We start from the raw sequence: 25498 nt of genomic DNA, 5'->3' as shown, positions 1-25498 counted from the left end.
CTTCTTGCGGCCCTGAGGGCTCCGCACCTTCCGAATCTCGAAGTCCATCGCATCCCCTGAACTGGGGTGTTGCGACGACCACTAGAACGGAAGGTTCTTGCTCGGTACCGGGCCCTTTCGCCTGGCCGGGGGCGGTTGAGCGCGTGTGCCCGGCCCGCGGACGCCTCGAAGTCCCGGAAGGGGCGAGTGGTCCGCGCGTCGCCTACTCGTCGTCCTCGTCGTCGAGCCGGGCGAGCCAGGTGGCGAGCCGCTCGACGGGCACCTCGAAGTCGGGGTTGAGATCCACGAACGTGCGCAGCTGCTCGGCGAGCCACTCGAAGGTGACCTCTTCCTCGCCGCGCCGCTTCTCCAACTCCTCGATACCGCGGTCCGTGAAGTACATGGGGTGCGTCTCCTGCGTGAACATCCATAAAGGTGGTGGCTTCAGGGACAGCCTAAGCAACACCCGGGGGATCTCCGTTCCCCGCGCCCCGGAGGTGCCTGGGCGCCTTGACTTGCCGCATCCACGATATATCGTGTTTCCAACAGGACGCGATATGGCGTGTCGCGTCCCTGTCCACGCCCGCCGAGGAGGCACCCATGCCCGAGTGGTCCGTCACCGAGCCCCAGAAGCTGACCTTCGACACCCGCGTGAGCGACCTCCACGTCCGCATCGTCAACGGCACGGTGAACGTGGTGGGCACGGACGAGGGCCCCGCCCGCCTCGAGATCTCGGAGATCGAGGGACCACCCCTGGTGGTGACCCAGAGGGGCGACACCCTCACCGTGGCCTACGAGGACCTGCCCTGGAAGGGCTTCCTCAAGTGGCTCGACCACAGGGGCTGGCGGCGCAGCGCCGTCGTCTCCCTCGCGGTCCCCGCCGACACCCGCGTGGAGGTGGGCGTGGTCGGCGCCGGTGCGGTCGTCTCCGGCATCCGCGGCCCCGCCGTCGTCAAGGGCGTGACCGGCGACACGACCCTGGTCGGCGTCTCGGGCCCGGTCCGCGCGGACACCGTCTCGGGGAACCTGGAAGCCCAGGCGGTCACCGGTGACCTGCGCTTCAACTCGGTCTCGGGGGATCTGACGGTGGTCGAGGGCTCCGGCCGCTCCGTCCGCGCCGACTCCGTCAGCGGCTCCATGATCGTCGATCTGGACCCGGACGGTCCGACGGAGGTCGGCCTCACCAGCGTCTCCGGTGAGATCGCCATCCGGCTGCCGCACCCGGGGGACGCCGAGGTGGAGGCCAACACCGCCAGCGGCACCATCTCCAACGCCTTCGACGGACTGCGGGTGCACGGGCAGTGGGGCGCCCACAAGATCACCGGCCGCCTCGGCGCGGGCACGGGCAGGCTCCGGGCCACGACGGTCTCCGGCTCGATCGCCCTGCTGCGCCGCCCGCCGCGCGAGGACGAGGCGGACACACCGTGGGAGTCCGGTCCCTCCGAGCCCTCGCAGGCCCCCGGCTCCGCCCCCGCCGCCGACGGCACGACCGACAAGAAGGTGCTCTGACATGCCCCCCGTCTTCGCCCACGGGCGCCTGCGCCTGTATCTGCTCAAGCTGCTGGACGAGGCCCCGCGCCACGGCTACGAGGTGATCAGGCTCCTCGAGGAACGCTTCCAGGGGCTGTACGCTCCGTCGGCGGGCACGGTCTACCCCCGGCTGGCCAAACTGGAGGCCGAAGGTCTCGTCAGGCACACCAGCGAGGGCGGCCGGAAGGTGTACGCCATCACGGACGCGGGACGCGCCGAACTGGCCGATCGCAGCGGTGAGTTGGCCGATCTGGAGCTGGAGATCCGCGAGTCGGTCGCGGAACTGGCCGCCGAGATCAAGGCCGACGTGCGCGGTGCGGCCGGCGATCTGCGTCGCGAGATGCGCGCCGCCGCGTCCGAGGCCCGCCGGAACGGGGGGACGACAGCGGGCCCCTCCGGGGACCACGGCGACCTCACCGACAAGGAGGCCTGGCGGGCGGCCAAGGAGGAGATGCGCCGGGCCAGGCAGGAGTGGAAGGAGCAGGCCCGCCGCGCCAAGGACGAGAGCCGCCGGGCCCGCGAGGAGGCCCAGCGGGCCCGCCGCCAGGCCCAGGAGGCGCAGGCGCGGGCGCGGGCCCAGGCCCAGGAGGAGATGCAGCGCATCGCCCGCCAGGTCCAGGACCGCGTCCAGGACCACTTCACCCAGGGCGACTGGCCGACGGGTGTCCGCGAGGGGCTGTCCGAACTGGCCAGGGAACTGGGCGACTTCGGCAAGTCATGGGGCGCTCCGCGCACCCCTGAGGCACCGGCCCCGGGCCCCGCGGCCCCGCCGTCGGACACGCCCCACGTCCGGCCCGCCGAGGACTTCCCCGCGGAGTACGAACCCTCCTGGGCGCACGAGGAGTTCACCGGCGAACCGACCCGTGACCTGGACCGCCTCCTGGACCGCTTCCGCGACGACATCCGCGACGCGGCCCGCGACCACGGAGTCACTTCCGCCCAGCTCGGGGAGGCCCGCCGTCACCTGTCCGCGGCGGCGGCCCACATCGGCGCGCTCCTGCGGACACGGAAGGCCTGATCCGGAGGGAGGAGCAGGGCGGCGGCCCGCCGGTGCCTCAGCCGGCCTGCGCCTCTCCCGCGCCGTACAGCACGCGGGTCACCGACGCGTGCGTCACCCCGTGGTCGGCCAGCACCTCGCCCGTCACCCCGGGCAGGACGGTCAGCGCCAGCAGCAGGTGCTCGTCCCCGATGTGCCGGTCGCGGTGTCCGACGGCAACCCGCAGCGCTTTCTCCAGGACGCCCTTGGCGCCGCGGCCGAAGCCCGGCCGACGCCCCGGCCGGCGGTGCCGGTCCTCGGGGTCGCCGGACATCGCCCCGGCGCCGTGCACCTCTTCGACCCGGGCGACGATCTCCGGCACGTCGATCCCCAGTCCCGCCAGGGCGTCCGACTCGGCCCGCGACAGCCCGCCCCGCCGCCGCGCCTCGTCCAGCGCCTCCCGCACGGACGCCTCGCGCCCGGCGAGCCCGAGCGCGGCCAGCGCGCAGGACGCGGGGCTGCCCTCGCGGTCGAGGAGGGCGAGCAGCAGATGCTCGGCGCCGACGGTCCGCTCACCCGAGCGTTCGCAGTGGGCGAGCGCGCCCTGCACGACCTCTCGGGCGTCCCTGGTGAAGCGTTCGAACATCACTGCCTCCCGTACTTCTTGTGCACGGCCTGCCTGCTGACACCGAGCTCCGCGGCGATCTCCTGCCACGACCAGCCCTGATTGCGCGCACTGCGCACCTGTACCGCCTCCAGCTGCTCCAGCAGCCTGCGCAGCGCGGCCACGGCGCGCAGCCCGATCCGCGGATCACGGTCACCGGCGCGCTCGGCGAGATCGGTTGCCTCGGTCATGACGTCAACCTACATTGACACCCCGTCCATGTCAATCAAAGTTGACACCCGGAGTGCGCGAAAGGGCGGGCCCGGACACCCGGACCCGCCCGGCGACCGTCCCCCAGGACGGCCTCAGGAGTTGGTCAGCACGATCTTCCCGAACTGCCCCCCGGACGCGAGCCGTTCGAAGCCCTCACGGGCCCGGTCCAGCGGCAGTTCCTCGTCGATGACCGGCCGGACGCCCGTCGCGGCACAGAAGGAGAGCAGGTCCTCCAGCTCCTCCTTGGTACCCATGGTGGAGCCGACGACCTTCAGTTCCAGGAAGAAGATCCGGGTCAGCTCGGCCTGCGAGGGCCGGTCGCCACTGGTGGCACCGGAGATGACGATCGTCCCGCCGGGCCGCAGCGACTTCACCGAGTGCGACCAGGTCGCGGCACCGACGGTCTCGATGACGGCGTCCACCCGCTGCGGCAGCCGCGCCCCCGTCTCGACGGCCTCGACGGCCCCGAGTTCCAGGGCCCGCTTCCGCTTGGCCTCGTCCCGGCTGGTCGCGAAGACGCGCAGCCCCGCTGCCTTCCCGAGCATGATCGCGGCCGTGGCGACACCGCCGCCCGCGCCCTGCACGAGGACCGAGTCACCGGGCCGCACCCCGGCGTTGGTGAACAGCATCCGGTACGCCGTCAGCCAGGCCGTCGGCAGACAGGCGGCCTCGGCGAAGGACAGCTCCCTGGGCTTGGGCAGCACGTTCCAGGTCGGCACGGCGACCTGCTCGGCGAAGGTGCCCTGGTAGCGCTCGGTGAGGATGGAGCGCGGCTCGTCCGGGCCGACGCCGTGGCCGGTCTGGCCGATGACGGAGTGCAGGACGACCTCGTTGCCGTCCTCGTCGACGCCGGCGGCGTCACAGCCGAGGATCATCGGCAGCCGGTCCTCCGAGAGGCCGACACCCCGCAGGGACCAGAGGTCGTGGTGGTTGAGGGACGCGGCGCGCACCTTGACGGTGCTCCAGCCGGGCCGGGCCTCGGGGGCCGGGCGCTCCCCCGACTCAAGGCCGGTGAGCGGCTGGTCGCGGTCGATTCGGGCGGCGTACACAGCGAACATGCAGCCGACCTTAGGTGCGCTGATCAGCCGACGGAACCAGGCGGCCCTGTGACACATGCCCTCTTGCCTTGAGGGCACCCGTTCGGCACGCGGATCGGGCCGGTGGGAAGGAAGGCCGGTGGGAAGGAAATGGCCCCGCCTCGGCAGGCGGGGCCATTGCGTTCGGGCTACCGGCGGGCGACACCCTCGGCACGGGCGGCAGCCGCGACCGCGGCCGTCACCGCGGGGGCGACCCGCTCGTCGAACGGCGAGGGAATCACATAGTCGGCGGCGAGATCGTCACCGACGACCGCGGCCAGGGCCTCGGCCGCAGCGATCTTCATGCCCTCGGTGATCCGCGACGCCCGCACCTGCAGCGCGCCCGCGAAGATGCCCGGGAACGCCAGCACGTTGTTGATCTGGTTCGGGAAGTCGGACCGCCCGGTGGCGACGACCGCCGCGTACTTGTGCGCGACGTCCGGGTGCACCTCGGGGTTCGGGTTGGCCATCGCGAACACGAAGGCGCCCTCGGCCATGGAGGCCACGGCCTGCTCCGCGACCGTACCGCCGGAGACGCCGATGAAGACGTCGGCGCCCGCGAGGGCGTCCTCCAGCGTGCCGGTGATGCCGGCCTTGTTGGTGAACCCCGCGAGCTCGCGCTTGACCGGGGTCAGATCCTCCCGGTCCGCCGACACGACGCCCTTGCGGTCCGCCACCGCCACGTCCCCGATGCCGGCCTCGACCAGCATCTTGGCGATGGCGACGCCGGCCGCACCGGCGCCCGAGATGACGGCCCGCAGCTGCCCGATCTCCCGCCCGCTCAGCCGCGCCGCGTTCCGCAGCGCCGCGAGCGTCACGACGGCCGTGCCGTGCTGGTCGTCGTGGAAGACCGGGATGTCCAGGCGCTCCTGCAGCCGGCGCTCGATCTCGAAGCACCGGGGCGCCGAGATGTCCTCCAGGTTCACTCCGCCGAAGGACGGGGCGAGCCGGACGACGGTCTCGACGATGTCGTCGACGTCGGTGCAGTCGAGCGCGATCGGCACCGCGTCGACGCCGCCGAACTGCTTGAACAGGATCGCCTTGCCCTCCATCACCGGGAGGGAGGCCTCGGGACCGATGTCGCCGAGTCCGAGCACGGCCGTACCGTCGGTCACGACGGCGACCACGGAGGACTTCCACGTGTAGTCGTTGACCAGGTCCGGCTGTTCCGCGATCGCGGTGCACACGCGCGCGACGCCGGGCGTGTACGCGAGGGAAAGGTCGTCCTTGTCACGGACCGGCACGGTGGCCTGCACGGCCATCTTGCCGCCGCGGTGCAGCGCGAACGCCGGATCGAAGGAATCGAGGGGCTCGGCCCCGCCGTCCTGGTCCGTATTGCTGTCGCTGCGAGGATTGACGATCTCCGCTGCCACTTCGTTTTACCCCTTAGGTATGCATGGTTTGAGGGTCGACCACTCCTGGTGAGGGGTGGGCGGGCACCGCGTACCGCCCGATTGCTGATACGTACGGGCCATACGCGACGGGCGCGCCGCACACGCGCCCTGAGCCCCGGATGAGGGGTGTAAAGAACCTTCTTACCGGACGGACGGTGCCCACGACGAGTCCATTAGGTGCAAGGTCACATCCCGGAACCGGAAAGCCACGCGGAGATGACGGGCATCTGACAACCGACCGAGGCACGCGAAAACGCTGGTACGTGGGCGAGCACGCTGCCCACATCGTGAGACGTACCGGAGATGTTCCGGCCGGAGAGCTGTATTCCCGCAGATGGTTCGGTGGTGAACGACCAAGGATGTACCGACCTGATGCGGTTCGGGGGTCACCCGTTATGCGATTTTGACACGAACGCCCCCTTGAACGGCGCCGTCCGAATGGCAAGATGCGGTAAACCCACGAGGTCGCGACACCCGAAGGTGTTTGTTCTCGCTGACCATCGGCACCTCTTCCCACCGCCGGAGGAACCACGATGACCGCAAGCTCCACCCGTCGTACGACCGCCGCCCGCTCCCGTCTGGCAGCGGCCGGTGCGATCGCGGTCGCGGGCGCCCTGCTGCTCACCGGCTGTGGTGACCAGACCAAGGACAAGACCAAGGACTCCGGCAGCGTCGGCAGCGCCCCGCTGGCCGACAAGCTGCCCAAGGAGATCAGGGACAAGGGCAAGCTCGAGGTCGGCTCCGACATCGCGTACGCCCCGGTGGAGTTCAAGGACTCGGCCGGCAACGCCGTGGGCCTGGACCCGGACCTCGCCGCGGCCATGGGCAAGCAGCTCGGCGTCAAGCTGGACTTCCAGAACGGCACCTTCGACGCCCTGCTCACGGGTCTGCGCTCGGGTCGCTACGACATAGCCATGTCGGCGATGACCGACAACAAGAACCGCCAGAACGGCATCGACCCCGGCACGGGCAAGAAGGTCGGCGAGGGCGTCGACTTCGTGGACTACCTGACCGCCGGTGTCTCGATCTACACCCGCAAGGGCGAGACCCAGGGCATCAACGGCTGGTCGGACCTGTGCGGCAAGAAGATCGCCGTCGAGCGCGGCACCGTCTCGGAGGACCTGGCCAAGCAGGAGGCCAAGAAGTGTCCGAGCGGCAAGAAGCTCACCATCGAGCCCTTCGACGACGACCAGCAGTCCCAGACCCGGCTGCGCTCCGGCGGTGTGGACGCGGCCTCCTCCGACTTCCCGGTCGCCGCGTACGCCGTGAAGACCTCCGGCGGCGGCAAGGACTTCCAGGTCGTCGGCCAGCAGGTCGAGGCGGCCCCGTACGGCATCGCCGTGTCCAAGAAGGACACGCAGCTGCGCGACGCGCTCCAGGCCGCGATGAACGCGATCATCAAGAACGGCGAGTACGCGAAGATCCTCCACAAGTGGGGCGCCCAGGACGGCGCCGTCAAGGAGTCCGTCATCAACGGCGGCAAGTGACCCGCGCAGGCGGCAGCGGCCACCGAGAGGCAACACCCGTGACTGACATCGACAAGACGGCCGGGCCGAGCGCCGGGGAGAGCCCCGCCCGCCCGGCCGGCCCGGAGGCCGTCAAGGCCGTCCCGGTGCGGCACTACGGGCGGTACATATCCGCCCTCGCCGCCATCGCGATCCTCGTCGCCATCGTCTACGCCTTCGGCCAGGGCGACATCAACTGGCAGGCGGTTCCGGACTACTTCTTCGACCACCGGATCATGACCGGTGTCTACAAGACCCTCATGCTGACGGTCCTGTCGATGCTGATCGGCATCGTCGGCGGCATCGTCCTCGCGGTCATGCGGCTGTCGAAGAACCCGGTGACCTCGTCGATCGCCTGGTTCTACATCTGGTTCTTCCGCGGCACCCCGGTGCTGGTCCAGCTGTTCCTGTGGTTCAACCTGGGCCTGGTCTTCCACTACATCAACCTGATGCCGCTCTACAAGGACTACTGGTCGAACTTCATGACGCCGCTGCTGACGGCGCTGCTCGGCCTGGGTCTGAACGAGGCGGCGTACATGGCCGAGATCTGCCGGGCGGGCCTGCTCGCGGTGGACGAGGGCCAGACCGAGGCGGCCCACGCGCTGGGCATGAGCCACGGCAAGACCCTGCGCCGGGTGATCATCCCGCAGGCGATGCGGGTGATCGTGCCGCCGACGGGCAACGAAGTGATCAACATGCTGAAGACGACCTCGCTGGTGGCGGCCGTCCAGTTCCCCGAGCTGTTCCGCTACGCCCAGGACATCGGCCAGAACTCCGGGGCCCCGGTGGAGATGTACTTCCTCGCCGCGGCCTGGTACCTGATCATGACCTCGGTGCTGAGCGTGGGCCAGTACTACGTCGAGCGCCACTACGCGCGCGGTTCCAGCCGCAGCCTCCCGCCGACCCCGTGGCAGAAGGTCAAGGGGCATCTGACGGCCTTCTCGAGCAGGAAGGTCACGGCATGACCGACAAGCTCAGCAAGACGCAGGACACCCCGGCCAAGAGCGGCGTCCCGATGGTCAGGGCGCAGGGCGTCCACAAGTCCTTCGGCCATGTCGAGGTGCTCAAGGGCATCGACCTGGAGGTGAAGCCGGGCGAGGTGTTCTGCCTGATCGGCCCCTCCGGATCCGGCAAGAGCACTTTCCTCAGGTGCATCAACCACCTCGAGAAGATCAACGCCGGCCGGCTGTACGTCGACGGCGAGCTGGTCGGCTACCGCCAGCAGGGCGACAAGCTGTACGAACTGCGCGACCGCGAGGTCGCCATGAAGCGCCGGGACATCGGCATGGTCTTCCAGCGCTTCAACCTGTTCCCGCACATGACGGCGCTGGAGAACGTCATGGAGGCGCCGGTGCAGGTCAAGGGCGTGGCCAGGACGCAGGCCCGGGAGCGGGCCATGCAGCTGCTGGAGCGCGTGGGCCTGTCCGACCGGGCGGGGCACTACCCCTCGCAGCTCTCCGGCGGCCAGCAGCAGCGGGTGGCGATCGCCCGGGCGCTGGCGATGGACCCGAAGCTGATGCTGTTCGACGAGCCGACCTCGGCCCTGGACCCGGAGCTGGTCGGTGACGTCCTGGACGTCATGCGGGACCTCGCCGAGTCCGGGATGACCATGGTCGTGGTCACCCACGAGATGGGCTTCGCCCGCGAGGTGGGCGACAGCCTGGTGTTCATGGACGAGGGTGTGGTGGTCGAATCGGGTCATCCTCGCGACGTCCTGACGAACCCGCAGCACGAGCGGACCCAGTCGTTCCTGTCGAAGGTTCTGTAGCGAACCCCGCGGCGCAGGACGCCGAGGGGCGGTACGGGGTCCTCGTACCGCCCCTTGCGTACGGTTCCCGCGCGTGCCTCCCTACAGTTGCGGCAGCGGCAGCGGCTGCGGCTTCAGCGCCGGTGCGCGCAGCCGCGGTGGCGGACGGCCGGCAGGCCGCCGTCCTTGTGCAGCGGCCGTGCCTCCGGTACGGCGCCGCGGTACGACGGCCGGGTGAGCTTCTGGGCGGGCGCCATGCCCGGCCCCGCCCTTCCGGGCGACCGCGCCGTCACCGTCGCACGGCTCCACACGCGCGGGCAGCGGCGCCCGGGGCGCTTGCCCGGTCAGCGGCATCAGCGCCTCCGGCCCCGCTGCCGCGCGTCACTTCAGGGCGAGGAGCAGCGTGTCCGAGGGCGAGCACCACACCGGCCGGGCCTCGCCGAAGCCCTTCTCGCGCAGCACGCGCGCGTGCCAGGACGCGGACGGCATGTCCCCGTCGGCGTGGACGCCGTAGATCTCGAAGCGGCGGGCGGTGGGCGCGGCGAGGACGGGGTCCTCGGCGGCCAGGGCCCACCATTCGGCCCAGTCCAGGGCGCCGTCGAGCATGGCCTGATTCATGCGGGCACGGCTGTGGGTGGCCTCGGCCGCGTTGATCCGGGGCGTGGTGTCGTCGATCATGTGGTCGGCGTTCATGAAGACGCCGCCGTAGCGGACGAGTTCGGCGACCTGGCCGTAAAGGGCCTCGAGGGGGTCGGTGCGCAGCCAGTGGAGGGCCGTGGCGGTGAGGACCGCGTCGTAGGTGTCGTGCGGCAGCCTCGCCGGCCAGCCGGGGTCCTTGAGGTCGGCCTCGACGAGGGTGACCCGCTCGTCGCCCGCGAAGGTGCCGCGCGCGATGGCGAGCAGGGCCGGGTCGAGGTCGACGCCGGTGCTGGTGGCCTCCGGGAAGCGGCCCAGCAGCCGGGCGGTGATGCTGCCGGTGCCGCAGGCGAGGTCGAGGACGCGCGGGGCGGTGCCCACCACCGCCTCGACCATGTCCAGCATGATCCGGAAGCGTTCCTCGCGGTCCGGCATGTACCACTCCTGCTGCCGGTCCCAGCTCTCCTGCCAGGCCGCCCAGTCGGTTCCGGTACTCGTGGTCATGGAACCCCGTCTCCCCTCGTGACGCGTAATACCCTGGAAGCGCGATCGGCTGTTACCCGACCGCAGACACGACCATAAAGTGCCGCAGTAAGGACTACAAGTGGAACTGGCCTATTACTCGGATTACGCCGTACGTCTCGTCAACAGCGAGGAACCGGCCCGGGGCAAGGACGCGCTCACCTCGGTCGAGGCCGTCCGCGACCTGTTCGGCACCAACTCGTCGGCGGCCCGGCGCGCCACGGACGCCGATGTCACCCGCTTCCGCTCGGTACGGGCGCGGCTGCGTGCGGTCTTCGAGGCGGCCGACAAGGGCGACGAGACCCTCGCGGTGGACCTCCTGAACTCACTCCTGCTGGAGTTCCCGGTCAGCCCCCAGATCTCCGGCCACGACCACCGCGACGAGGACGGCCGCCCGCTGTGGCACATGCACCTGGCCGACCACCCGTCGAACGCCACGGCGGGCTACGCGGCCATCGCCGCGATGGGCCTGGCCTTCCACCTCACCGAGTACGGTGTCGACCGCCTCGGCCTGTGCGAGGCGGCCCCCTGCCGCAACGCCTACCTCGACACCTCCACCAACCGCTCCCGGCGCTACTGCTCCGACCGCTGCGCCACCCGCGCCAACGTGGCCGCCTACCGGGCCCGCAAGCGCCTGGAGGCCGACCGGTCGGGCAGCAGCGGCCGCACGGCCGAGAGCGCCCAGCGCGCCAGCGCCAGCGGCGAGCGCTGACCGGCCGGCAGCGGCCGGTACCGGAAACGCGCCCTGCCCAGCACCAGCTCGTCGGGCACCACCCCGTAGTCCGTGCTGTCCCCGCCCGCGTAGGGGTTGTCCCCGAGCACCCACCAGCCGCCCTCGCGCCGCTCCACGGCACGCTTGACGACCAGCAGGTCCTGCTGGAACGGGTGGCGCAGCACCACGACGTCCCCCGGGCGGACCACACCGCCGTACTGCAGCACCAGCCGGTCCCCGTGCTGGAGCGTGGGCACCATGGACGGCCCGGTCACCTCGGCCAGCCCGAACGGCGCCACGGCCCTCCCCCGCTCGGTCTCCTGCGACAGCTCCGGCATCCCCGGCACCTCCCCGGTCCGTTCCTCCACCAGTCTCAGTCTGACCCTGGACTTTTGTCCTAAGCCCTAGGGGGCACCCGAGAAATCGCCTTCCTCAGGGAGTAATGTCGCACCTGAGAAGACGATCACGAGGAAGGAATGCTCCATGCTTTCCCGCCTGTTTGCCCCCACGGTCAAGGTCAGCGCCCACTGTGACCTGCCCTGCGGCGTGTACGACCCGGCCCAGGCCCGCATCGAGGCGGAGTCGGTGAAGGCCGTCCAGGAGAAGATGGCCGGTAACGACGACCCCCACTTCCAGGCACGCGCCACCGTCATCAAGGAGCAGCGCGCGGAGCTCGCGAAGCACCACGTCTCCGTGCTCTGGAGCGACTACTTCAAGGCCCCGCACTTCGAGAAGTACCCGGAGCTGCACCAGCTGGTCAACGACACCCTGAAGGCCCTCTCGGCCGCCAAGGCGTCCACCGACCCGGCGACGGGCCAGAAGGCGCTGGACTACATCGCCCAGATCGACAAGATCTTCTGGGAGACGAAGAAGGCCTGATCTTTTTAAGCCTTCTGACCTGCGGTTTCTTTGATTGCAGCGTCTCCCTGTCCGCACCCGGTCCGCAGGCCGCCGAGAACGGCGACCGTGACGGTCCGGGTGCGGTCTGCTTCGCCCGGCCGGGTAACGCCCCCGGTCTTCGCCGAGCTCACCCTCCGCAGACCGCGCCCAGGCCGTCGTTCCTCGCCTACGGGACGGGCCTGGTCACCCCGGCGGCTCCGTCATCGACCGACACCGCTCCCACGGCGCGCCGCACCGGCCCGCACTGACGCGCCGCGGGGTACGAAGGCCGCTACACCGCCAGCCAGACCGCCTGGTCCGGGCGCAGCCGGCCGTCCTCGACGGGTTCGCTGCTCAGCAGGATCGCGGTGTGGTCGGGCAGCGGATACGGCTCGGTGGAGAGGTTGACCACGCAGACGAAGCCGGGGTCGCGGCGCAGGGCGAGGACGCCGGCGGGGGTGTCCAGCCAGGTGAGGGTGCCGTCACCGAGGGCGGGGTGCTCGCGGCGCCGGCGAAGGGCGGCGCGGTAGAGCTCCAGCACGGAGCTCTGGTCGCCGGTCTGCGCCTCGACGGTGCGTGCGGCCCAGTCCGCGGGCTGCGGAAGCCAGGGCGCGGCGGAGGCGCCCTTTGGGCTGAAGCCGTACGGCGCGGTCCGCCCGGACCAGGGGATCGGCACCCGGCAGCCGTCCCGGCCCCGGTCGGTGTGCCCGGAGCGTTCCCAGACCGGATCCTGCAGCACCGCCTCGGGCAGGTCCTCGACCTCGGGCAGGCCGAGCTCCTCGCCCTGGTAGATGTAGGCGCCGCCGGGCAGGGCGAGCATCAGCAGGGCGGCCGCCCGGGCGCGGCGGACGCCCAGTTCGAGGTCGAGGGGGCCTTCGGGTTCGTAGCGCTCGTTGGCCACCCAGCGCCGGGCCGCCCTACGGCCGTACCGGCTGGCGTGGCGCATGACGTCGTGGTTGGAGAGCACCCAGGTGGCGGGCGCGCCGACCGCGCCGAGCATGGCGAGCGAGTCGTCGATGACCGTACGCAGGTCCTTCGGGTCCCAACTGGCCATCAGGAAGTCGAAGTTGAAGGCGGTGTGCAGGCCGTCCGCGCGGACGTAGGCCGCCAGCCGTTCGGGGGTGTCCGCCCAGGCCTCGGCGACGAAGCACCGGTCGCCGGGGAACTCGTCGGCCACCTTGCGCCAGGCGCGGTAGATGTCGTGGACCTCGTCGCGGTCCCAGTGGGGGTGGTCGAGGTGGTGCCTGCGCCGGCCGACCCCGGCCGGACGCGGGGGCAGGTCGGGCAGTTCGGGGTGCTTGATCAGTCCGTGCGCCACGTCGATGCGGAAGCCGTCCACGCCCCGGGCGAACCAGAACCGCAGGATCGACTCGAACTCGGCGCGCACCTCGGGGTGCTGCCAGTTCAGATCGGGCTGCTGGGGAGCGAAGAGGTGCAGGTACCACTCCCCGTCGGGCAGCCGGGTCCAGGCCGGGCCGCCGAAGGAGGAGACCCAGTCGTTGGGCGGCAGGGCGCCGTCGGGGCCCCGGCCGGGGCGGAAGACGTACCGTTCACGTTCCGGGCTGCCCGGTCCGGCGGCCAGGGCCGCCAGGAACCAGGCGTGCTGGTCGGAGGTGTGGTTGGGCACCATGTCCGGGATGATGCGGATCCCGTGCCGGTGGGCCTCCTCGATGAGCTGCTCGGCCTCGGCCACGCTGCCGAACAGCGGGTCGATGGCGCGGTAGTCGGCCACGTCGTAACCGTGGTCCGCCATCGGCGACTTGTACCACGGGTTGATCCACAGGGCGTCGACGCCCAGCGACTCGAGGTACGGCAGGCGGGAGCGGATGCCGGCGATGTCGCCGATGCCGTCACCGTTGCCGTCGGCGAAGCTGCGTATGTAGACCTGGTAGATGACGGCGCTGCGCCACCACGGTGCGGTGCCGGACATGCTGCTCCTTAGGAGGGGAAGAGGGCTTACTTCGCGGCACCGGCCGTGAGGCCGGCGACGATGCGGCGCTGGAAGAGCAGCACCATGACCACCAGCGGGATCGTGACGAGGACGCCCGCGGCCATCTGGCTGCCGAACGGGGTCTCGTACGTCGTGGCTCCGGTGAACTTCGAGATGGCGACCGGAGCGGTCTGCATGTCCGGCCGGTTGGTCATCGACAGGGCGATGAGGAACTCGTTCCAGGCGGCGATGAACGTGATGATCGCGGTGGTGAAGATGCCCGGCGCGGCGAGCGGGACGATGACCTTGCGGAAGGCCTGACCCCGGGTGCAGCCGTCCACCATGGCGGCGTGCTCCAGTTCGTCCGGCATCTGCCGGAAGAACGTGGTGAGGTTCCACACCGCGAGCGGCAGGGCGAAGGACATGCTGGGCACGATCATGGCCTGGTAGGTGTTGATCCAGCCGATGTCCGTGAAGAGCTTCAGCAGCGGGACCACGATCGACACCACCGGGAACATCGAGGTCGCGATGATCAGGGTCAGGATCAGCCGCTTGAAGCGGAACTCCAGCCGGGCCATCGCATAGGCGGTGAACGTGGCCAGCAGCAGCGCCAGCACGGTGGTGACACCGGCCACGACCAGGCTGTTGAGCAGTGCCCGGGTGAAGCCCTGGGAGGCGCCGAACAGCGAGCGGTAGTTCTCGAACGACACCGGGGAGGGGACGAGCGAGGTGTCGAAGATGTCGGAGGTGCGGCGCAAGCTGGAGACGAGCATCCAGTAGAACGGCGCCAGGCAGTAGGCCACCACCGCGGCGACCCCCGCGTACAGCAGCCGGCCGCGCCACTTCGCCGTGGTCGTCATGCCGTCACCTCCGCCCGGCGCGCCAAGGGGGACCTGTTCCTTCTGAGGCGGCTGCCACCGTTCCTCCTGAGGCGGCTGCCACCGACGAGATCGGCGCCCAGCAGCCGTACGAAGGCGAGCGCGATGAGGAAGACGTAGAGGAAGAGCAGGACCGCATAGGCGGAGGCCGGGCCGAAGCGGACGTTGGACGCCTCGTTCTGCGCCAGCATGGACAGCGTTTCCACCGAGCTCTTCTGCGCGCCGATCAGGATGTACGGCAGGTCGAACATCCGCAGCGCGTCCATGCAGCGGAACAGCATCGCCACCAGCAGCGCGGGTTTCACCAGCGGCAGCGTGATGTGCCAGAACCGGCGCAGCGCGCTCGCGCCGTCGATGCGGGCGGCCTCGTAGACCTCGTTCGGGATCACCTGCAGGCCGGCCAGGACCAGCAGCCCGATGAACGGGGCGGTCTTCCACACCTCGGCGATGATCACCGCGACCTTGGCGTGGAAGCCCTCCGTGGTCCACAGGACCTGGTGACCGATCAGGGCGTTGGCGATGCCGTCGCTGTTGAAGATCCACCGCCACAGCAGGGCGGAGATGGCCGTGGGCACCGCCCAGGGCACGAGGATGCTCGCCCGGACCAGGGCCCGGCCGCTGAACGCCCGGTGCATGATCAGGGCCATGACCACGCCGATCACCGTCTCCAGCCCGACGGTGACGACGGTGAGGAAGGTGGTGTTCCAGAAGGCGTTCCAGAACCGGTCCCCGGCGGCGCCGACGATGCCGGCGTAGTTCCTCAGCCCGACGAACGGCTCGGTGCTGCGGATGAAGCCGGTCTCCGGGTCCAGCCCCTTCACCCCGTACAGCGACTCCCGCAGTGCCATGAGCGTCGGGTAGAGCACGACGACCGTCAGCACCAGGAGCGTCGGGGACACCAGCAGGGCCGCCATCCGTCCGGCGCCGGCCGTGGCGCGGGCCCGGGGCCGCCGGGTCCGCGCCGGTGCACCGGACGGGCAGCGGGGGCCGGCTGCGGCGGGTCCGGACGGGATCCCGGTGTCGGTCATGGCCCCGCCCCTCACTGCGCCGTGGCCTTCCGCAGCTCTTGCTGCAGGTCCTTCAGCGCCTGTGCGCTGCTCTTGGTGCCCGTCAGCGCGGCGTACGCCTCCTGCTGGATCGCCGAGGTCACATCGCCGTACCCCACGACCCGCGGGCGCGGCACGGCGCGGAGGATCGACTGCTTGAGCACCGGGAGGTACGGATACTGCCTGGCCAGTGCCGCGTCGTCGTACAGGCCGGCGTACGGCGGGGCGAGGGACGCCTTCTCCAGGAACGTCCTCGCGGTGTCCTCGCTGCTGTAGAACTTCATGAAGTCCAGGGCCGTGGCCTTGTTCTTGGCGAAGGACGACAGGGCCAGGTTGTGACCGCCCAGGCTGGAGGCACCGGGTCCGTTCAGGCCGGGCAGCGGCGCGACGGCGTACCGGCCGGCCACCCCGCTCCTGCCGGCGAGCGCGTACATGTACGGCCAGTTGCGCAGGAAGACCAGCTTGCCCGCCTGGAACGCCTGCCGGCCGTCCTCCTCCTGGTAGGTGATGGCCTCCTTGGGGATCGTCCCGTCCCGGAAGGAGTCGGCGAGGAAGTCCAGGCCCTTCTTCGCCGCGGGCGTGTCCACGTCCGGTCTGCCGTTCGCGTCGGTGACGGTCCCTCCCGCGGAGTTCACCGCCTCGGAGAAGTTCACCGTCAGGCCCTCGTACTTCTGGAACTGCCCGGCGTAACAGGAAAAGCCCTTGGCCGCGGGCAGCTTCTTCACCTTGGCGCAGTCTGTCTTCAACTCGGCCCAGGTCGCCGGGGGTTTGCCGACGCCTGCCTGCTTGAGCAGGTCGGAGCGGTAGTACAGCAGGCCGCCGTCCGAGCTGGCCGGTGCCGCGTACAGGCCGCCGCGGTACTTCGCCGTCTCCACCACCGGCTTGAGCATCTTCCCCAGCGCGAACCGCTGTTCGGGCAGCTTGTCGATCCACTGGTGCGCGGCGAACTCCGACGTCCACACGACGTCCAGGGAGAGCACCGTGTAGGCGTCGGACTTCGTCTCGGCGTTCTGGATCATCTGCTGGCGCTGTGCGTCCGCGTCCGTCGGCAGCTGGATGAAGGTGACCTTCTCCTTCGGGTGCAGCTTGTTCCAGCGGTCGAGGACCGGCTGTACGGCGCCGGTGGTGTCCTTTCCGGCCACGAAGGTGATGGGGCCGCGGCCGGTGAACGACGTGCTCCCCGCGCGGCTCGCGGTGCCGCCGTCGTCGGACGAGCCGCAGGCGGCGAGCAGGAGTCCGGCGGCGGCGAGCGCTGCCGAACACCGAAGGGCTCTGGCGGTTGTGGTCTTCACTGTCTCTCCTGGTCGTGCGGAACCTGAGGCGAGGCTGTTGCGAGACTGCGTTGTCACCGCGACTTCTTGATCAAATGCGCAGGTCAAAGCCGCTGCGTGGTGGCCCCAAGAGATAGCTGTGAGCCCCTTGTGACAACGCTTGCACGCTAGGAGTGGGGTAAGCGGAAGTCAATGCGTTACTTCTGGGTAATGAGGGGAAGTGACGGTGGGAATCTCGTGAAAGCGCTGTCATGAGCGACCCTCGGCACCGGGTCTGCTGTGCTACCGTCCGGCACATGCCACCTGCTCAGCGACACCCCACGATGGCTGACGTCGCCGAACGGGCCGGGGTGTCCGCATCCACCGTCTCGCGCACCCTACGCGGACTGCCCACCGTCTCGCCGGAGGTCCGTGCGCGGGTCGAACAGGCCGCCCGGGAACTGAACTTCGCCGTCTCCCGGCAGGCGGCAAGCCTCGTCACGGGAAAGACGGGGACCGTGGCGGTGCTCGTCCCCACGCTCAACGCGTGGTTCATGGGCTCGGCCCTCTCCAGCCTCGCCCCGATCCTGCGGGCGGCGGGCATGGAGCTGACCGTCTATGTGATCCCCGATCTCGCCGAGCGCGCCTCGTTCTTCGACCGGCTGCCCGCCCGGCGGAACGCCGACGCGCTGCTGGTCTTCTCCTTCGACCTCACCGCAGAGGAGACCGACCGGCTGGACACCCTCGGCATGCCGGTCATCTACGTGAGCCAGCACGTCGACGGCCGCCCCAGCGTGTACGTCGACGACGTCGCCGGCGCCCTGCACGGGACCCGGCACCTGCTCAACCTCGGCCACCGCCGGATCGCGTTCCTCAAGACGGTGGGCGCCAGCGGCTTCTCCTTCAGCTCCAACGAGCGGCTGCTCGGCTATCAGCAGGCGCTCGCCGAAGCGGGCATCCCCCACGACGACGACCTGGTGGCCGCCCTGCCGGTCGGCGACGAACGCGCCACCGCCGAGGCGCTCGGCACGCTGCTGAGTCTGCGCGAGCCGCCCACCGCGGTCTTCGCCGAACAGGACGAGGTCGCCGTCGCCGTCATCCGGGCCCTGCGCCGCACGCGCATCGAGGTGCCCGCGCAGATGTCCGTCCTGGGCTTCGACGACCAGCCGGTGGCCGACTGGTTCGACCTGTCCACGATCGCGCAGTCACCCTCGGACATCGGCCGCGAGGCCGGCCGGCTGGCCCTGAAGCTCATCGACGGCTCCGAGGCGGACCACCGGCAGCACGTCGTGCTGCCCACCCACCTGATCCCACGGTCCACCACCGCGCCCCTGCTCGCCGGCGGACGGGAGCCCGACGGCGAGCCGCCGCGCGCCTGAGGCCCGCGGCGCGACACGGGGAGAATGGGGGCACCTGTGGTGCAGTCCTGTGCGAAATCGTTTCGCCCCTCGGTGTCGGTGCCGTGTGCCAAGCTGTGGACGTGAGCCTGGAGGACCTCAGGCGGCTGCGTCGTGTGCGCGACCGCATGGACCGCGAGTACGCCGAGCCGCTCGACATGACCGAGCTGGCCCGCGGCGCCCACATGTCCCCCGGCCACTTCCAGCGCAGCTTCCGCAAGGCCTTCGGCGAGACGCCGTACAGCTATCTGATGACCCGCAGGATCGAGCGGGCCAAGGCGCTGCTGCGCCGGGGCGACCTCACCGTGACCGAGGTGTGCCTGGCCGTGGGGTGTACGTCGCTCGGCTCCTTCAGCTCCCGTTTCACCGAGCTGGTCGGCGAGACCCCGAGCGCCTACCGGGCCCGTGACCACGAGGAGAGCGCGGTGATCCCGTCCTGCGTGGCGCGTACGTTCACCCGGCCACGCCGCCGTCCCTACTGAGTCGCGCGCGCCCGGGCCCGGATGGGCCTAGCGTGAGCCCATGGACGTGAAACTCAAGCAGTGCTTCATCGCGGTGGACGACCATGACAAGGCGCTCGCCTTCTACCGTGACGTGCTCGGCCTCGAGGTCCGCAACGACGTGGGCTTCGAGGGCATGCGGTGGGTGACGCTGGGCTCGCCGCTCCAGCCGGACGTCGAGATCGTGCTGGAGCCCCCGGGCGCGAACCCGGATGCCTCCCCCGCCGACCGGCAGGCGCTGGCCGAACTGCTCGCCAAGGGCATGCTGCGGGGTGTCATCTTCACGACCGAGGACTGCGACGCGCTGTACGAGCGGGTGCGGGAGTCCGGCGCCGACGTGCTCCAGGAACCGACCGACCAGCCGTACGGTGTGCGCGACTGCGCCTTCCGGGACCCGGCGGGCAACCAGCTGCGGTTCCTCCAGCGTCCCGCGGAGTGACGGACGGGTCACCCCCAGGACTCCACCTCCACCACGGCGGCGGCCGGCACCGGCCCGTACACGTGCGGGAACTCCTCGCCGCCCGGCTCCATGGCCTCGTACCTCACCGGCGCGCCCACCAGGGCCGGATCCACGACCAGCACGACCAGCTCGTCCGGTCCGTCGTAGTCGCCGTAGAGGAACTCGGCGATGCGGGGCAGCTGTTCGCGGGTGGAGAAGTGGATGAAGCCCTCCTCCTGGAGGGTGCGGCCGCGGGTCGACAGCTCGTAGGCGCCGCGCTCGCACGCCGCCTCCCACAGGGAGCGTTCGGTGATGTGGAAGATGCGGGGCAGTTTCGGCATGCGCTCACGGTACGGCGTCCGGGGCGGTCTCAGCGCTTCCTGGCGTACGTCCGCACCAGCACGCCGTCGGGGAAGGCGCGCACCCCTTCGAGGGTGAACTCGTTGATGTCCAGGCCGGTGCCGGACATGGGCATGCCCGTGCCGTAGACGATCGGGTAGGTCTTGACGACGAGTTCGTCGATCTCGTCCGGCAGTGCTTTCACGCATGCGTGAGCGACGGGTCCCGCACGCCGTGGGGATGTGCGGGACCCGCCCGGCCGGAGCCCCGGTGAGCGTGCGGGGTCAGGAGCCGCACGGACCCGGGACTCCGGGGTTCTTCCCGGCCGCCGGTGCCGGCGGCTGTCAGCTGCTGCGCCGGGTGACGAACTCGGCGAGCGCGAGCAGACCGCCCGCCGCCTCGGGAACGGGGACCGCGCGGGACAGGTCCTGCACGGCGCGGGCCATCCGGTCGGCCGCCTCCGCCTGCGCCCAGTCCCGGCCGCCGGCCCGCTCCACGGCCAGTGCCGTGCGCGCGATGCCCTCGGCGTCACCGGAGACGTACGGCTTGCCGTAGAGCTCGGCCAGTTCGGCCGCCGCCCCGGTGCCGGAGGACAGGGCCGCCACCACCGGCAGCGACTTCTTGCGGACCGCGAGATCCGCGCCGGCCGGCTTCCCGGTGTGCCGCGGGTCACCCCATATGCCGATGACGTCGTCGATCAGCTGGAAGGCGAGCCCCGCCTGGCGGCCGAAGCCGTCCAGCGCCGCCACCTCCTCGTGCTCGGCGCCCGCGTACAGCGCGCCGAGGGCGCAGGCACAGCCCAGCAGCGCGCCGGTCTTCGCCTCGGCCATGGCGAGCACCTCGTCGAGGGTGACCTCGCCCGGGGCGCGGCGCTCCATGTCCGTGTCGCTGTGCTGCCCGGCGCACAGCTCCACGACACAGTCCGCGAGCCGGGCCGCGGCCGGACCGGCGGCCGGGTGCGGGTCCTCGGCGAGCAGCCGCAGGGCCAGCGCCTGCAGGGCGTCGCCGGCGAGGATCGCGTCGGCGTCGCCGAAGACGGTCCACGCGGTGGGCCGGTGCCGGCGGGAGGTGTCCCGGTCCATCACGTCGTCGTGCAGGAGGGTGAAGTTGTGGACCAGTTCGACCGCCACCGCCGCACGGACCGCCGCCGCACGCGCCGCCGGACCGCCGAGGGCGGCGGCCGCCGCCAGCACGAGCGCGGGCCGTATCGCCTTGCCCGCGTTGCCCGTCGCCGGGGCGCCGTCCGCGTGCTGCCAGCCGAAGTGGTAGAGCGCGATCCGGCGCATGGAACCGGGCAGCGACTCCAGGGCCGCGCGCAGCTCCGGGTCGACCAGGGCGCGGGTGCGCTCCAGCAGCGTCGCCGCCTCCTGCCCGTCGAACGGCCCGGCACCGGCGTCGCCGGCCCTCCCCCGACGGTCTCCTGCCGTGCCGGCCCTCTGCACGGCAGGGGACCGCTGTTCGGTCTCCGTCATGAACTCGGCCATGTCTCCCCCTCGCCAGGTCCGCGGACACCGGCGTCGCCGGCCCGGCCGGACGCATATTCCGAGGGTCTACCCGACACGGCGGGCAGGGACACGGCCGCGAAGTGCGGAAACGTCACCTCCACCGGCCGATCTCGACGTTCTCCAGCACGCCGAGCGCGTCGGGCACCAGTACGGCGGCCGAGTAGTAGGCCGTGACCAGGTACTTGATGATGGCCTGTTCGTTGATGCCCATGAACCGGACGGACAGGCTCGGCTCGATCTCGTCCGGGATCCCCGACTGCCTGAGACCGATGACGCCCTGGTCCTGTTCTCCGGTCCGCATCGCGATGATCGAGGTCGTGCGCTCGGGGGTGACGGGGATCTTGTTGCACGGGTAGATCGGCACTCCGCGCCAGGTCGGGATGCGGTTGCCGCCGATCTCGACGGTCTCCGGTACCAGTCCGCGCTTGTTGAGCTCGCGCCCGAACGCGGCGATCGCGCGCGGGTGGGCCAGGAACAGCCTGGTGCTGCGCCGGCGGCTGAGCAGCTCGTCCATGTCGTCCGGGCCGGGCACGCCGTCGTGCGGCTGGATCCGCTGGTCGTACTCGCAGTTGTTGAGCAGGCCGAAGTCGCGGTTGTTGATCAGCTCGTGCTCCTGGCGCTCCTTGAGCGCCTCGACCGTGAGCCGCAACTGCTGCTCGGTCTGGTTCATCGGCTGGTTGTACAGGTCGGCCACGCGTGTGTGGATGCGCAGCACGGTCTGGGCGATGCTCAGCTCGTACTCGCGCGGCCGGGGTTCGTAGTCGACGAAGGTGTGCGGGATGTCGGGCTCACCGGAGTGGCCGGCCGCCAGCTCGACCTCCTTCTCGCCGTACTTGTTGGTCCGCTGCTCCGGCACCGAACGCAGCTGTTCGAGGTGTTCGCGCAGGCTGTCCGAGCGCTCCGCGACCTGCTGGAAGTCCTGGCGGCTGAGGATCAGCACGGTGGTCGCGGTGTCCGCGCGGACGGTGTACTCCCAGATGGCGTCCGGGTCCAGCAGCGCCTGGTCGCCGAAGTAGGCGCCGTCGGCGAGGACTCCGAGGACGGCGTCGTCGCCGTAGGGGCCGGTGCCGATCTTCTCGAGCCTGCCGTGGGCCAGCAGGTACACCTCGTCGGTCTGGTTGCCGAAGTCGGCGATCACCTCACCCGGGGCGAAGTCGCGCTGACGGCAGCGCCGGGCGAGCTCGGTGAGCACCTCCTCGTCCTCGTACGCGCGCAGGGCCGGCAGCTCGCCGAGCTCGGCCGGGATGACCTCGACCTGGTCCCCTGTCTTCACGAAGGTGATACGGCCGTCGCCGACGGTGTACGTCAGCCGCCTGTTCACCCGGTACGTGCCGCCCTGCACGTCGACCCACGGGAGTGTGCGCAGCAGCCAGCGGGAGCTGATCTCCTGCATCTGAGGAACGGACTTGGTGGTGGTGGCCAGGTTCCGCGCTGCCGCCGTCCCGAGGGACTGCTGCGGCTTGCCCTGTTCCGTGCGGACCTCTTCGCCTACCGACATAGAGAATTGCCTCCCAGGTATGCCCGGCGCCGAATCGCAGGGGGGCACCGGTCTCGGCACCGAGCCTTCCAGCACGGAACGTGACCGCGCCATTACCCGAAAGAGCGGGAATGGATCATCGGATTACTGGGCACGAAGAGGGACCCCGGCCGGCCCTCGCCACGCCGGTGACCTGCGCCGGCTGTCCGGATCGGCTCGCACACCGTGCGAACGAAGCGGTCCGGCACTTCTACGGCGTCGTGCGGGGACCCGGGCGGCGGAAAGGATCCCTGCCTGCCCTGCGGGATCGTGTGGCCCGGCGGCCGAGGGGACAGCGCGCAGCGGGCGACAATGAGTCGGTGACCAGCCGTGCCCCGCTCAGCCCCCGCCTCCCCTCACCCCTGCAGGAGGTCGGGGACGAGCGCTTCGGCCGGCACGGACTCCGGCTGCTCCTCAAGCGCGACGACCTCATCCACCCCGACCTCATCGGCAACAAGTGGCGCAAGCTCGTGCCGAACATCGAGGCGGCTCGCGGCCGGCCGCTGGTGACCTTCGGCGGGGCCTACTCCAACCATCTGCGGGCCACCGCCGCCGCGGGCCGTCTCCTCGGCCTGCCGACCACCGGCGTGGTCCGCGGCGACGAGCTGGCCGACCGCCCGCTCAACCCCTCCCTCGCCCGGTGCGCGGCGGACGGCATGCGGCTGCACTTCATCGACAGGTCGACGTACCGGCGCAAGGCCGAGCCGGAGAAGCTGGCCGCGATCCTGCGCGCGGCCGGTACCGAGGAGGCGTACGTCGTGCCCGAAGGCGGCAGCAACAGCGCGGCCGTGCGCGGCTGCCGGGCCCTCGGCGAGGAGCTGCGGGGGCACGCCGATGTCGTCGCCGTGGCCTGCGGCACCGGCGGCACGCTCGCGGGGCTGGCCGCCGGGCTGGCGGCACGGCAGCGCGCGCTCGGCGTGCCGGTCCTCAGGGGCGGCTTCCTGGAAGCGGACGTCCAGGCACTGCAGGAACGTGCCTTCGGCGGCCGTACCGGCTCCTGGTCCCTCGACGAGCGCTTCCACTTCGGTGGTTACGCCCGTACGACGCCCGAACTGCTCGCCTTCGCACAGGACTTCGAGGACCGCCACGCGCTGCCCGTCGAACGTCTCTATGTCGCCAAGTTGCTCTACGGACTTGTCGCTCTCGCTCGGGAGGGGGCCTTCGCGCGCGGGACGGCGATCGCGGCCGTCGTCACCGGGCGGCCCTTCCCGGAGGGCTAGTCCGTCTCCCGGTAGGCCGCCGCCTCCTCCAGGTCCAGGCGCCTGAGCAGTGCGCGCAGCATCTCGTCGTCGATGTAGCGGTGGTCGCGGAGCTTGACGAAGACCTCGCGTTCGGCGCCGATCATCTCGCGGGACAGCCGGCGGTAGGTGTCGTCCACGGACTCGCCGGTGACGGGGTTGGTCTGCCCGAGCCGCTCCCAGACGGCGTTGCGGCGGCGTTCCAGGACGGTACGCAGGCGGTCGGCGAGCGGCGGGGGGAGGGCGTTGCGGTCGTCGGCGAGGAGGTCGTCGAGGCGGTGTTCGGCGGCCCGGGAGGCCTGGGCCTGGGCGTTGGCCTCGGCCAGCGTCTCGGCCTGCTGGTCGCGGCCGGGGAACCTCATCAGGCGGATCAGCGGCGCGAGGGTCAGGCCCTGCAGCACGAGGGTGCCGATGACCGTGGCGAACGTCAGGAAGAGGATCAGGTTCCGCTGCGGGAAGGGGGCGCCGTGGTCGACCGTGAGCGGGATCGAGAACGCGATGGCGAGGGACACCACACCGCGCATGGCTGCCCACCCGGTCACGACCGGCGCCCGCCAGGTGGTGTCCGGCTCGCGCTCCCTGATGCGCGGGAAGAGCGCGCGGGGCAGGAACGTGGCCGGGAACACCCACACGAATCGGGCCGCGACGACCACCAGGAAGACGGCGATCGCGTACCAGGCCGCGTCGGCCCCGTGGTACGCGCGCAATCCCTTCAGGACGGTGGGCAGTTGGAGGCCGATCAGCGCGAACACCGCCGATTCCAGCAGGAAGGCGACCATCCGCCACACCGCGTCCTCCTGGAGCCGGGTGGCGAAGTCGACCTCCCACGCGTGGTGCCCCAGGTAGACCGCGACCACGACGACCGCGAGGACTCCGGAGCCGTGGAGCTGCTCGGCGACGCCGTAGGCGACGAACGGGATCAGCAGGGAGAGGGTGTTCTGCAGCAGCGCCTCCGTCAGATGGGTGCGCAGCCAGTGGATCGGCACCATGAGCACCAGACCGACGACGACACCGCCGACGGCCGCCCGCAGGAACTCGCCGATCCCGCCCGCCCAGGTGGCGCTCGCGCCGACGGCCGCGGCGAGGGCGACCTTGTAGGCGGTGATCGCGGTGGCGTCGTTGAACAGGGACTCGCCCTGCAGGATGGTGGTGAGCCTGGGGGGCAGGCCCACCCGGCGGGCGATCGCCGCGGCCGCGACCGCGTCCGTCGGCGCGACCACCGCGCCCAGCACCAGGGCGGCGGGCAGCGGCAGCCCGGGCACGACGAGGTAGGCGACCCAGCCGACGGCGAAGGTCGCGAAGAGCACGTACCCGATCGACAGCAGCCCCACGGGCCGCATCTGGGCACGCAGGTCGAGGTACGAGCTCTCCGTGCCCTCCTTGTACAGCAGCGGCGGCAGCACCAGCGGCAGGACGACCTCCGGGTCCAGGGTGTAGTGCGGGACCCCGGGGACGTAGGAGACCGCCAGGCCCACCGCGACCAGCAGCAGCGGCGCCGGCACCGGAGTGCGCCGCGCGGCCCCCGCCACCGCCGCACTGCCCGCCACCAGCAACAGCAGCGGCATCACGTCCATGATCCTCGCCCACCCTCGTTTTCCGCGCGGCCACCCGCACGCCCGTCGTAATC

Annotated in this window: 27 protein-coding genes and 1 pseudogene; 11 read left to right on the top strand and 17 right to left on the bottom strand. The window is 71.0% G+C overall.

Annotated features, from left to right (window positions below; all coding sequences use genetic code 11):
• Positions 1–202: 202 nt before the first annotated feature.
• Positions 203–382 (bottom strand): DUF6104 family protein, encoded by a 180-nt coding sequence (locus ABZ919_RS30510; protein WP_003992906.1) that lies wholly within the window; start codon positions 380–382, stop codon positions 203–205.
• Between the two features lie 197 nt (positions 383–579).
• Between ABZ919_RS30510 and ABZ919_RS30505 the strand changes: the two genes are divergently transcribed.
• Together ABZ919_RS30505 and ABZ919_RS30500 are read left to right on the top strand one after the other, a co-directional pair.
• On the top strand, positions 580–1488 hold the full coding sequence (locus tag ABZ919_RS30505; protein WP_361253876.1) for a DUF4097 family beta strand repeat-containing protein: 909 nt from the start codon (positions 580–582) through the stop codon (positions 1486–1488).
• A gap of 1 nt (position 1489) precedes the next feature.
• Positions 1490–2527: a PadR family transcriptional regulator gene (locus tag ABZ919_RS30500; protein ID WP_361253874.1), complete on the top strand. Its 1038-nt coding sequence runs from the start codon at positions 1490–1492 to the stop codon at positions 2525–2527.
• A 37-nt stretch (positions 2528–2564) separates the two neighbouring features.
• Here ABZ919_RS30500 and ABZ919_RS30495 read toward each other — a convergent pair whose 3' ends face one another.
• The 4 genes from ABZ919_RS30495 to ABZ919_RS30480 form a co-directional block, all read right to left on the bottom strand.
• Positions 2565–3131: a Clp protease N-terminal domain-containing protein gene (locus ABZ919_RS30495; protein WP_361253872.1), complete on the bottom strand. Its 567-nt coding sequence runs from the start codon at positions 3129–3131 to the stop codon at positions 2565–2567.
• Positions 3131–3340 (bottom strand): HTH domain-containing protein, encoded by a 210-nt coding sequence (locus tag ABZ919_RS30490; protein WP_040248424.1) that lies wholly within the window; start codon positions 3338–3340, stop codon positions 3131–3133. Before ABZ919_RS30490 ends, ABZ919_RS30495 begins: the two co-directional genes overlap by 1 nt.
• Before the next feature lie 114 nt (positions 3341–3454).
• On the bottom strand, positions 3455–4420 hold the full coding sequence (locus ABZ919_RS30485; protein WP_361253870.1) for a zinc-binding dehydrogenase: 966 nt from the start codon (positions 4418–4420) through the stop codon (positions 3455–3457).
• A gap of 167 nt (positions 4421–4587) precedes the next feature.
• Positions 4588–5811, bottom strand: a complete 1224-nt coding sequence (locus ABZ919_RS30480; protein WP_361253868.1) for an NADP-dependent malic enzyme — start codon at positions 5809–5811, stop codon at positions 4588–4590.
• Between the two features lie 554 nt (positions 5812–6365).
• Between ABZ919_RS30480 and ABZ919_RS30475 the strand changes: the two genes are divergently transcribed.
• Genes ABZ919_RS30475 through ABZ919_RS30465 form a run of 3 tightly spaced genes read left to right on the top strand, consistent with a single transcriptional unit; the run spans position 6366 to position 9105 of the window.
• Positions 6366–7319: an ABC transporter substrate-binding protein gene (locus ABZ919_RS30475; RefSeq protein ID WP_361253866.1), complete on the top strand. Its 954-nt coding sequence runs from the start codon at positions 6366–6368 to the stop codon at positions 7317–7319.
• A gap of 38 nt (positions 7320–7357) precedes the next feature.
• The gene (locus ABZ919_RS30470; RefSeq protein WP_361253864.1) at positions 7358–8302 is read left to right on the top strand and encodes an amino acid ABC transporter permease; all 945 of its coding nucleotides are present in this window, start codon (positions 7358–7360) and stop codon (positions 8300–8302) included.
• A gap of 50 nt (positions 8303–8352) precedes the next feature.
• The gene (locus ABZ919_RS30465) at positions 8353–9105 is read left to right on the top strand and encodes an amino acid ABC transporter ATP-binding protein (RefSeq protein WP_361253893.1); all 753 of its coding nucleotides are present in this window, start codon (positions 8353–8355) and stop codon (positions 9103–9105) included.
• Between the two features lie 113 nt (positions 9106–9218).
• On the opposite strand, the gene ABZ919_RS30460 is transcribed toward ABZ919_RS30465, so the two are convergent.
• Positions 9219–9341 (bottom strand): hypothetical protein, encoded by a 123-nt coding sequence (locus ABZ919_RS30460; protein ID WP_361253862.1) that lies wholly within the window; start codon positions 9339–9341, stop codon positions 9219–9221.
• Positions 9342–9465: 124 nt separating this feature from the next.
• Positions 9466–10224, bottom strand: a complete 759-nt coding sequence (locus tag ABZ919_RS30455) for a class I SAM-dependent methyltransferase (protein WP_361253860.1) — start codon at positions 10222–10224, stop codon at positions 9466–9468.
• Positions 10225–10324: 100 nt separating this feature from the next.
• Here ABZ919_RS30455 and ABZ919_RS30450 point away from each other — a divergent pair, with 100 nt between their 5' ends.
• Entirely contained in the window at positions 10325–10954 is a 630-nt protein-coding gene (locus tag ABZ919_RS30450) for a CGNR zinc finger domain-containing protein (protein ID WP_361253858.1), read from the top strand.
• Here the strand turns inward: ABZ919_RS30450 and sodX are convergent.
• The gene (sodX, locus tag ABZ919_RS30445) at positions 10858–11292 is read right to left on the bottom strand and encodes a nickel-type superoxide dismutase maturation protease (protein ID WP_361253891.1); all 435 of its coding nucleotides are present in this window, start codon (positions 11290–11292) and stop codon (positions 10858–10860) included. The genes ABZ919_RS30450 and sodX overlap by 97 nt on opposite strands.
• Positions 11293–11437: 145 nt before the next feature.
• On the opposite strand from sodX, the gene sodN reads away from it, so the two are divergent.
• Positions 11438–11833: a superoxide dismutase, Ni gene (gene sodN / locus ABZ919_RS30440; RefSeq protein ID WP_361253856.1), complete on the top strand. Its 396-nt coding sequence runs from the start codon at positions 11438–11440 to the stop codon at positions 11831–11833.
• 292 nt (positions 11834–12125) lie between these two features.
• On the opposite strand, the gene ABZ919_RS30435 is transcribed toward sodN, so the two are convergent.
• From ABZ919_RS30435 to ABZ919_RS30420, 4 genes are read right to left on the bottom strand one after another with little or no spacing between them, the layout of a single operon-like run.
• Positions 12126–13763 (bottom strand): glycoside hydrolase family 13 protein, encoded by a 1638-nt coding sequence (locus ABZ919_RS30435; RefSeq protein WP_361253854.1) that lies wholly within the window; start codon positions 13761–13763, stop codon positions 12126–12128.
• A gap of 26 nt (positions 13764–13789) precedes the next feature.
• On the bottom strand, positions 13790–14623 hold the full coding sequence (locus ABZ919_RS30430; protein WP_361253852.1) for a carbohydrate ABC transporter permease: 834 nt from the start codon (positions 14621–14623) through the stop codon (positions 13790–13792).
• On the bottom strand, positions 14620–15669 hold the full coding sequence (locus ABZ919_RS30425) for a sugar ABC transporter permease (protein ID WP_361253851.1): 1050 nt from the start codon (positions 15667–15669) through the stop codon (positions 14620–14622). Before ABZ919_RS30425 ends, ABZ919_RS30430 begins: the two co-directional genes overlap by 4 nt.
• Before the next feature lie 11 nt (positions 15670–15680).
• Entirely contained in the window at positions 15681–16979 is a 1299-nt protein-coding gene (locus ABZ919_RS30420; protein ID WP_361253849.1) for an ABC transporter substrate-binding protein, read from the bottom strand.
• A 302-nt stretch (positions 16980–17281) separates the two neighbouring features.
• On the opposite strand from ABZ919_RS30420, the gene ABZ919_RS30415 reads away from it, so the two are divergent.
• The 3 genes from ABZ919_RS30415 to ABZ919_RS30405 all read left to right on the top strand — a co-directional run bounded on the left by ABZ919_RS30415 (position 17282) and on the right by ABZ919_RS30405 (position 19273).
• A complete protein-coding gene (locus ABZ919_RS30415) occupies positions 17282–18316 on the top strand; it encodes a LacI family DNA-binding transcriptional regulator (protein WP_361253889.1) in 1035 nt (344 codons plus the stop codon).
• Positions 18317–18417: 101 nt separating this feature from the next.
• Complete coding sequence (locus ABZ919_RS30410; RefSeq protein ID WP_361253847.1) at positions 18418–18816, top strand: helix-turn-helix transcriptional regulator; 399 nt, start codon at positions 18418–18420, stop codon at positions 18814–18816.
• Between the two features lie 40 nt (positions 18817–18856).
• Positions 18857–19273 carry a VOC family protein gene (locus ABZ919_RS30405; protein WP_351613532.1) on the top strand — a complete coding sequence of 139 codons (417 nt, stop codon included), beginning with the start codon at positions 18857–18859 and terminating at the stop codon, positions 19271–19273.
• 8 nt (positions 19274–19281) lie between these two features.
• Here the strand turns inward: ABZ919_RS30405 and ABZ919_RS30400 are convergent, their stop codons facing one another.
• From ABZ919_RS30400 to ABZ919_RS30385, 4 genes and pseudogenes are all read right to left on the bottom strand, one after another.
• Complete coding sequence (locus tag ABZ919_RS30400) at positions 19282–19614, bottom strand: DUF952 domain-containing protein (RefSeq protein WP_361253844.1); 333 nt, start codon at positions 19612–19614, stop codon at positions 19282–19284.
• A gap of 29 nt (positions 19615–19643) precedes the next feature.
• Positions 19644–19808: pseudogene (locus ABZ919_RS30395) on the bottom strand (dihydrofolate reductase); the annotation flags it as partial.
• Between the two features lie 148 nt (positions 19809–19956).
• The gene (locus tag ABZ919_RS30390; RefSeq protein WP_361253842.1) at positions 19957–21096 is read right to left on the bottom strand and encodes a family 2 encapsulin nanocompartment cargo protein polyprenyl transferase; all 1140 of its coding nucleotides are present in this window, start codon (positions 21094–21096) and stop codon (positions 19957–19959) included.
• A 112-nt stretch (positions 21097–21208) separates the two neighbouring features.
• A complete protein-coding gene (locus ABZ919_RS30385; RefSeq protein ID WP_361253841.1) occupies positions 21209–22615 on the bottom strand; it encodes a family 2B encapsulin nanocompartment shell protein in 1407 nt (468 codons plus the stop codon).
• Between the two features lie 338 nt (positions 22616–22953).
• Here ABZ919_RS30385 and ABZ919_RS30380 point away from each other — a divergent pair, with 338 nt between their 5' ends.
• The gene (locus ABZ919_RS30380) at positions 22954–23853 is read left to right on the top strand and encodes a pyridoxal-phosphate dependent enzyme (RefSeq protein WP_361253838.1); all 900 of its coding nucleotides are present in this window, start codon (positions 22954–22956) and stop codon (positions 23851–23853) included.
• Here ABZ919_RS30380 and ABZ919_RS30375 read toward each other — a convergent pair.
• On the bottom strand, positions 23850–25445 hold the full coding sequence (locus ABZ919_RS30375) for a Na+/H+ antiporter (RefSeq protein ID WP_361253837.1): 1596 nt from the start codon (positions 25443–25445) through the stop codon (positions 23850–23852). The genes ABZ919_RS30380 and ABZ919_RS30375 overlap by 4 nt on opposite strands.
• Positions 25446–25498 lie beyond the last annotated feature (53 nt).

The organism is Streptomyces sp. NPDC046759 (assembly GCF_040645475.1).
Taxonomy (GTDB): Bacteria; Actinomycetota; Actinomycetes; order Streptomycetales; family Streptomycetaceae; genus Streptomyces.
The sequence above is the reverse complement of the archived record's forward strand: the minus strand, read 5'-3'. Positions and strand labels throughout refer to the sequence as shown.

What these genes read in the sequence shown, in the direction of transcription:
- ABZ919_RS30425 (WP_361253851.1), bottom strand. Translation starts at nt 15,669, where the DNA reads ATGACCGACACCGGGATCCCGTCCGGACCCGCCGCAGCCGGCCCCCGC.
- ABZ919_RS30455 (WP_361253860.1), bottom strand. Translation starts at nt 10,224, where the DNA reads ATGACCACGAGTACCGGAACCGACTGGGCGGCCTGGCAGGAGAGCTGG.
- ABZ919_RS30485 (WP_361253870.1), bottom strand. Translation starts at nt 4,420, where the DNA reads ATGTTCGCTGTGTACGCCGCCCGAATCGACCGCGACCAGCCGCTCACC.
- ABZ919_RS30390 (WP_361253842.1), bottom strand. Translation starts at nt 21,096, where the DNA reads ATGGCCGAGTTCATGACGGAGACCGAACAGCGGTCCCCTGCCGTGCAG.
- ABZ919_RS30405 (WP_351613532.1), top strand. Translation starts at nt 18,857, where the DNA reads ATGGACGTGAAACTCAAGCAGTGCTTCATCGCGGTGGACGACCATGAC.
- ABZ919_RS30430 (WP_361253852.1), bottom strand. Translation starts at nt 14,623, where the DNA reads ATGACGACCACGGCGAAGTGGCGCGGCCGGCTGCTGTACGCGGGGGTC.
- ABZ919_RS30435 (WP_361253854.1), bottom strand. Translation starts at nt 13,763, where the DNA reads ATGTCCGGCACCGCACCGTGGTGGCGCAGCGCCGTCATCTACCAGGTC.
- ABZ919_RS30510 (WP_003992906.1), bottom strand. Translation starts at nt 382, where the DNA reads ATGTACTTCACGGACCGCGGTATCGAGGAGTTGGAGAAGCGGCGCGGC.
- ABZ919_RS30490 (WP_040248424.1), bottom strand. Translation starts at nt 3,340, where the DNA reads ATGACCGAGGCAACCGATCTCGCCGAGCGCGCCGGTGACCGTGATCCG.
- sodN (WP_361253856.1), top strand. Translation starts at nt 11,438, where the DNA reads ATGCTTTCCCGCCTGTTTGCCCCCACGGTCAAGGTCAGCGCCCACTGT.
- ABZ919_RS30460 (WP_361253862.1), bottom strand. Translation starts at nt 9,341, where the DNA reads ATGGCGCCCGCCCAGAAGCTCACCCGGCCGTCGTACCGCGGCGCCGTA.
- ABZ919_RS30465 (WP_361253893.1), top strand. Translation starts at nt 8,353, where the DNA reads ATGGTCAGGGCGCAGGGCGTCCACAAGTCCTTCGGCCATGTCGAGGTG.
- ABZ919_RS30505 (WP_361253876.1), top strand. Translation starts at nt 580, where the DNA reads ATGCCCGAGTGGTCCGTCACCGAGCCCCAGAAGCTGACCTTCGACACC.
- ABZ919_RS30385 (WP_361253841.1), bottom strand. Translation starts at nt 22,615, where the DNA reads ATGTCGGTAGGCGAAGAGGTCCGCACGGAACAGGGCAAGCCGCAGCAG.
- ABZ919_RS30495 (WP_361253872.1), bottom strand. Translation starts at nt 3,131, where the DNA reads ATGTTCGAACGCTTCACCAGGGACGCCCGAGAGGTCGTGCAGGGCGCG.
- ABZ919_RS30500 (WP_361253874.1), top strand. Translation starts at nt 1,490, where the DNA reads ATGCCCCCCGTCTTCGCCCACGGGCGCCTGCGCCTGTATCTGCTCAAG.
- ABZ919_RS30415 (WP_361253889.1), top strand. Translation starts at nt 17,282, where the DNA reads ATGGCTGACGTCGCCGAACGGGCCGGGGTGTCCGCATCCACCGTCTCG.
- ABZ919_RS30375 (WP_361253837.1), bottom strand. Translation starts at nt 25,445, where the DNA reads ATGGACGTGATGCCGCTGCTGTTGCTGGTGGCGGGCAGTGCGGCGGTG.
- ABZ919_RS30475 (WP_361253866.1), top strand. Translation starts at nt 6,366, where the DNA reads ATGACCGCAAGCTCCACCCGTCGTACGACCGCCGCCCGCTCCCGTCTG.
- ABZ919_RS30400 (WP_361253844.1), bottom strand. Translation starts at nt 19,614, where the DNA reads ATGCCGAAACTGCCCCGCATCTTCCACATCACCGAACGCTCCCTGTGG.
- sodX (WP_361253891.1), bottom strand. Translation starts at nt 11,292, where the DNA reads ATGCCGGAGCTGTCGCAGGAGACCGAGCGGGGGAGGGCCGTGGCGCCG.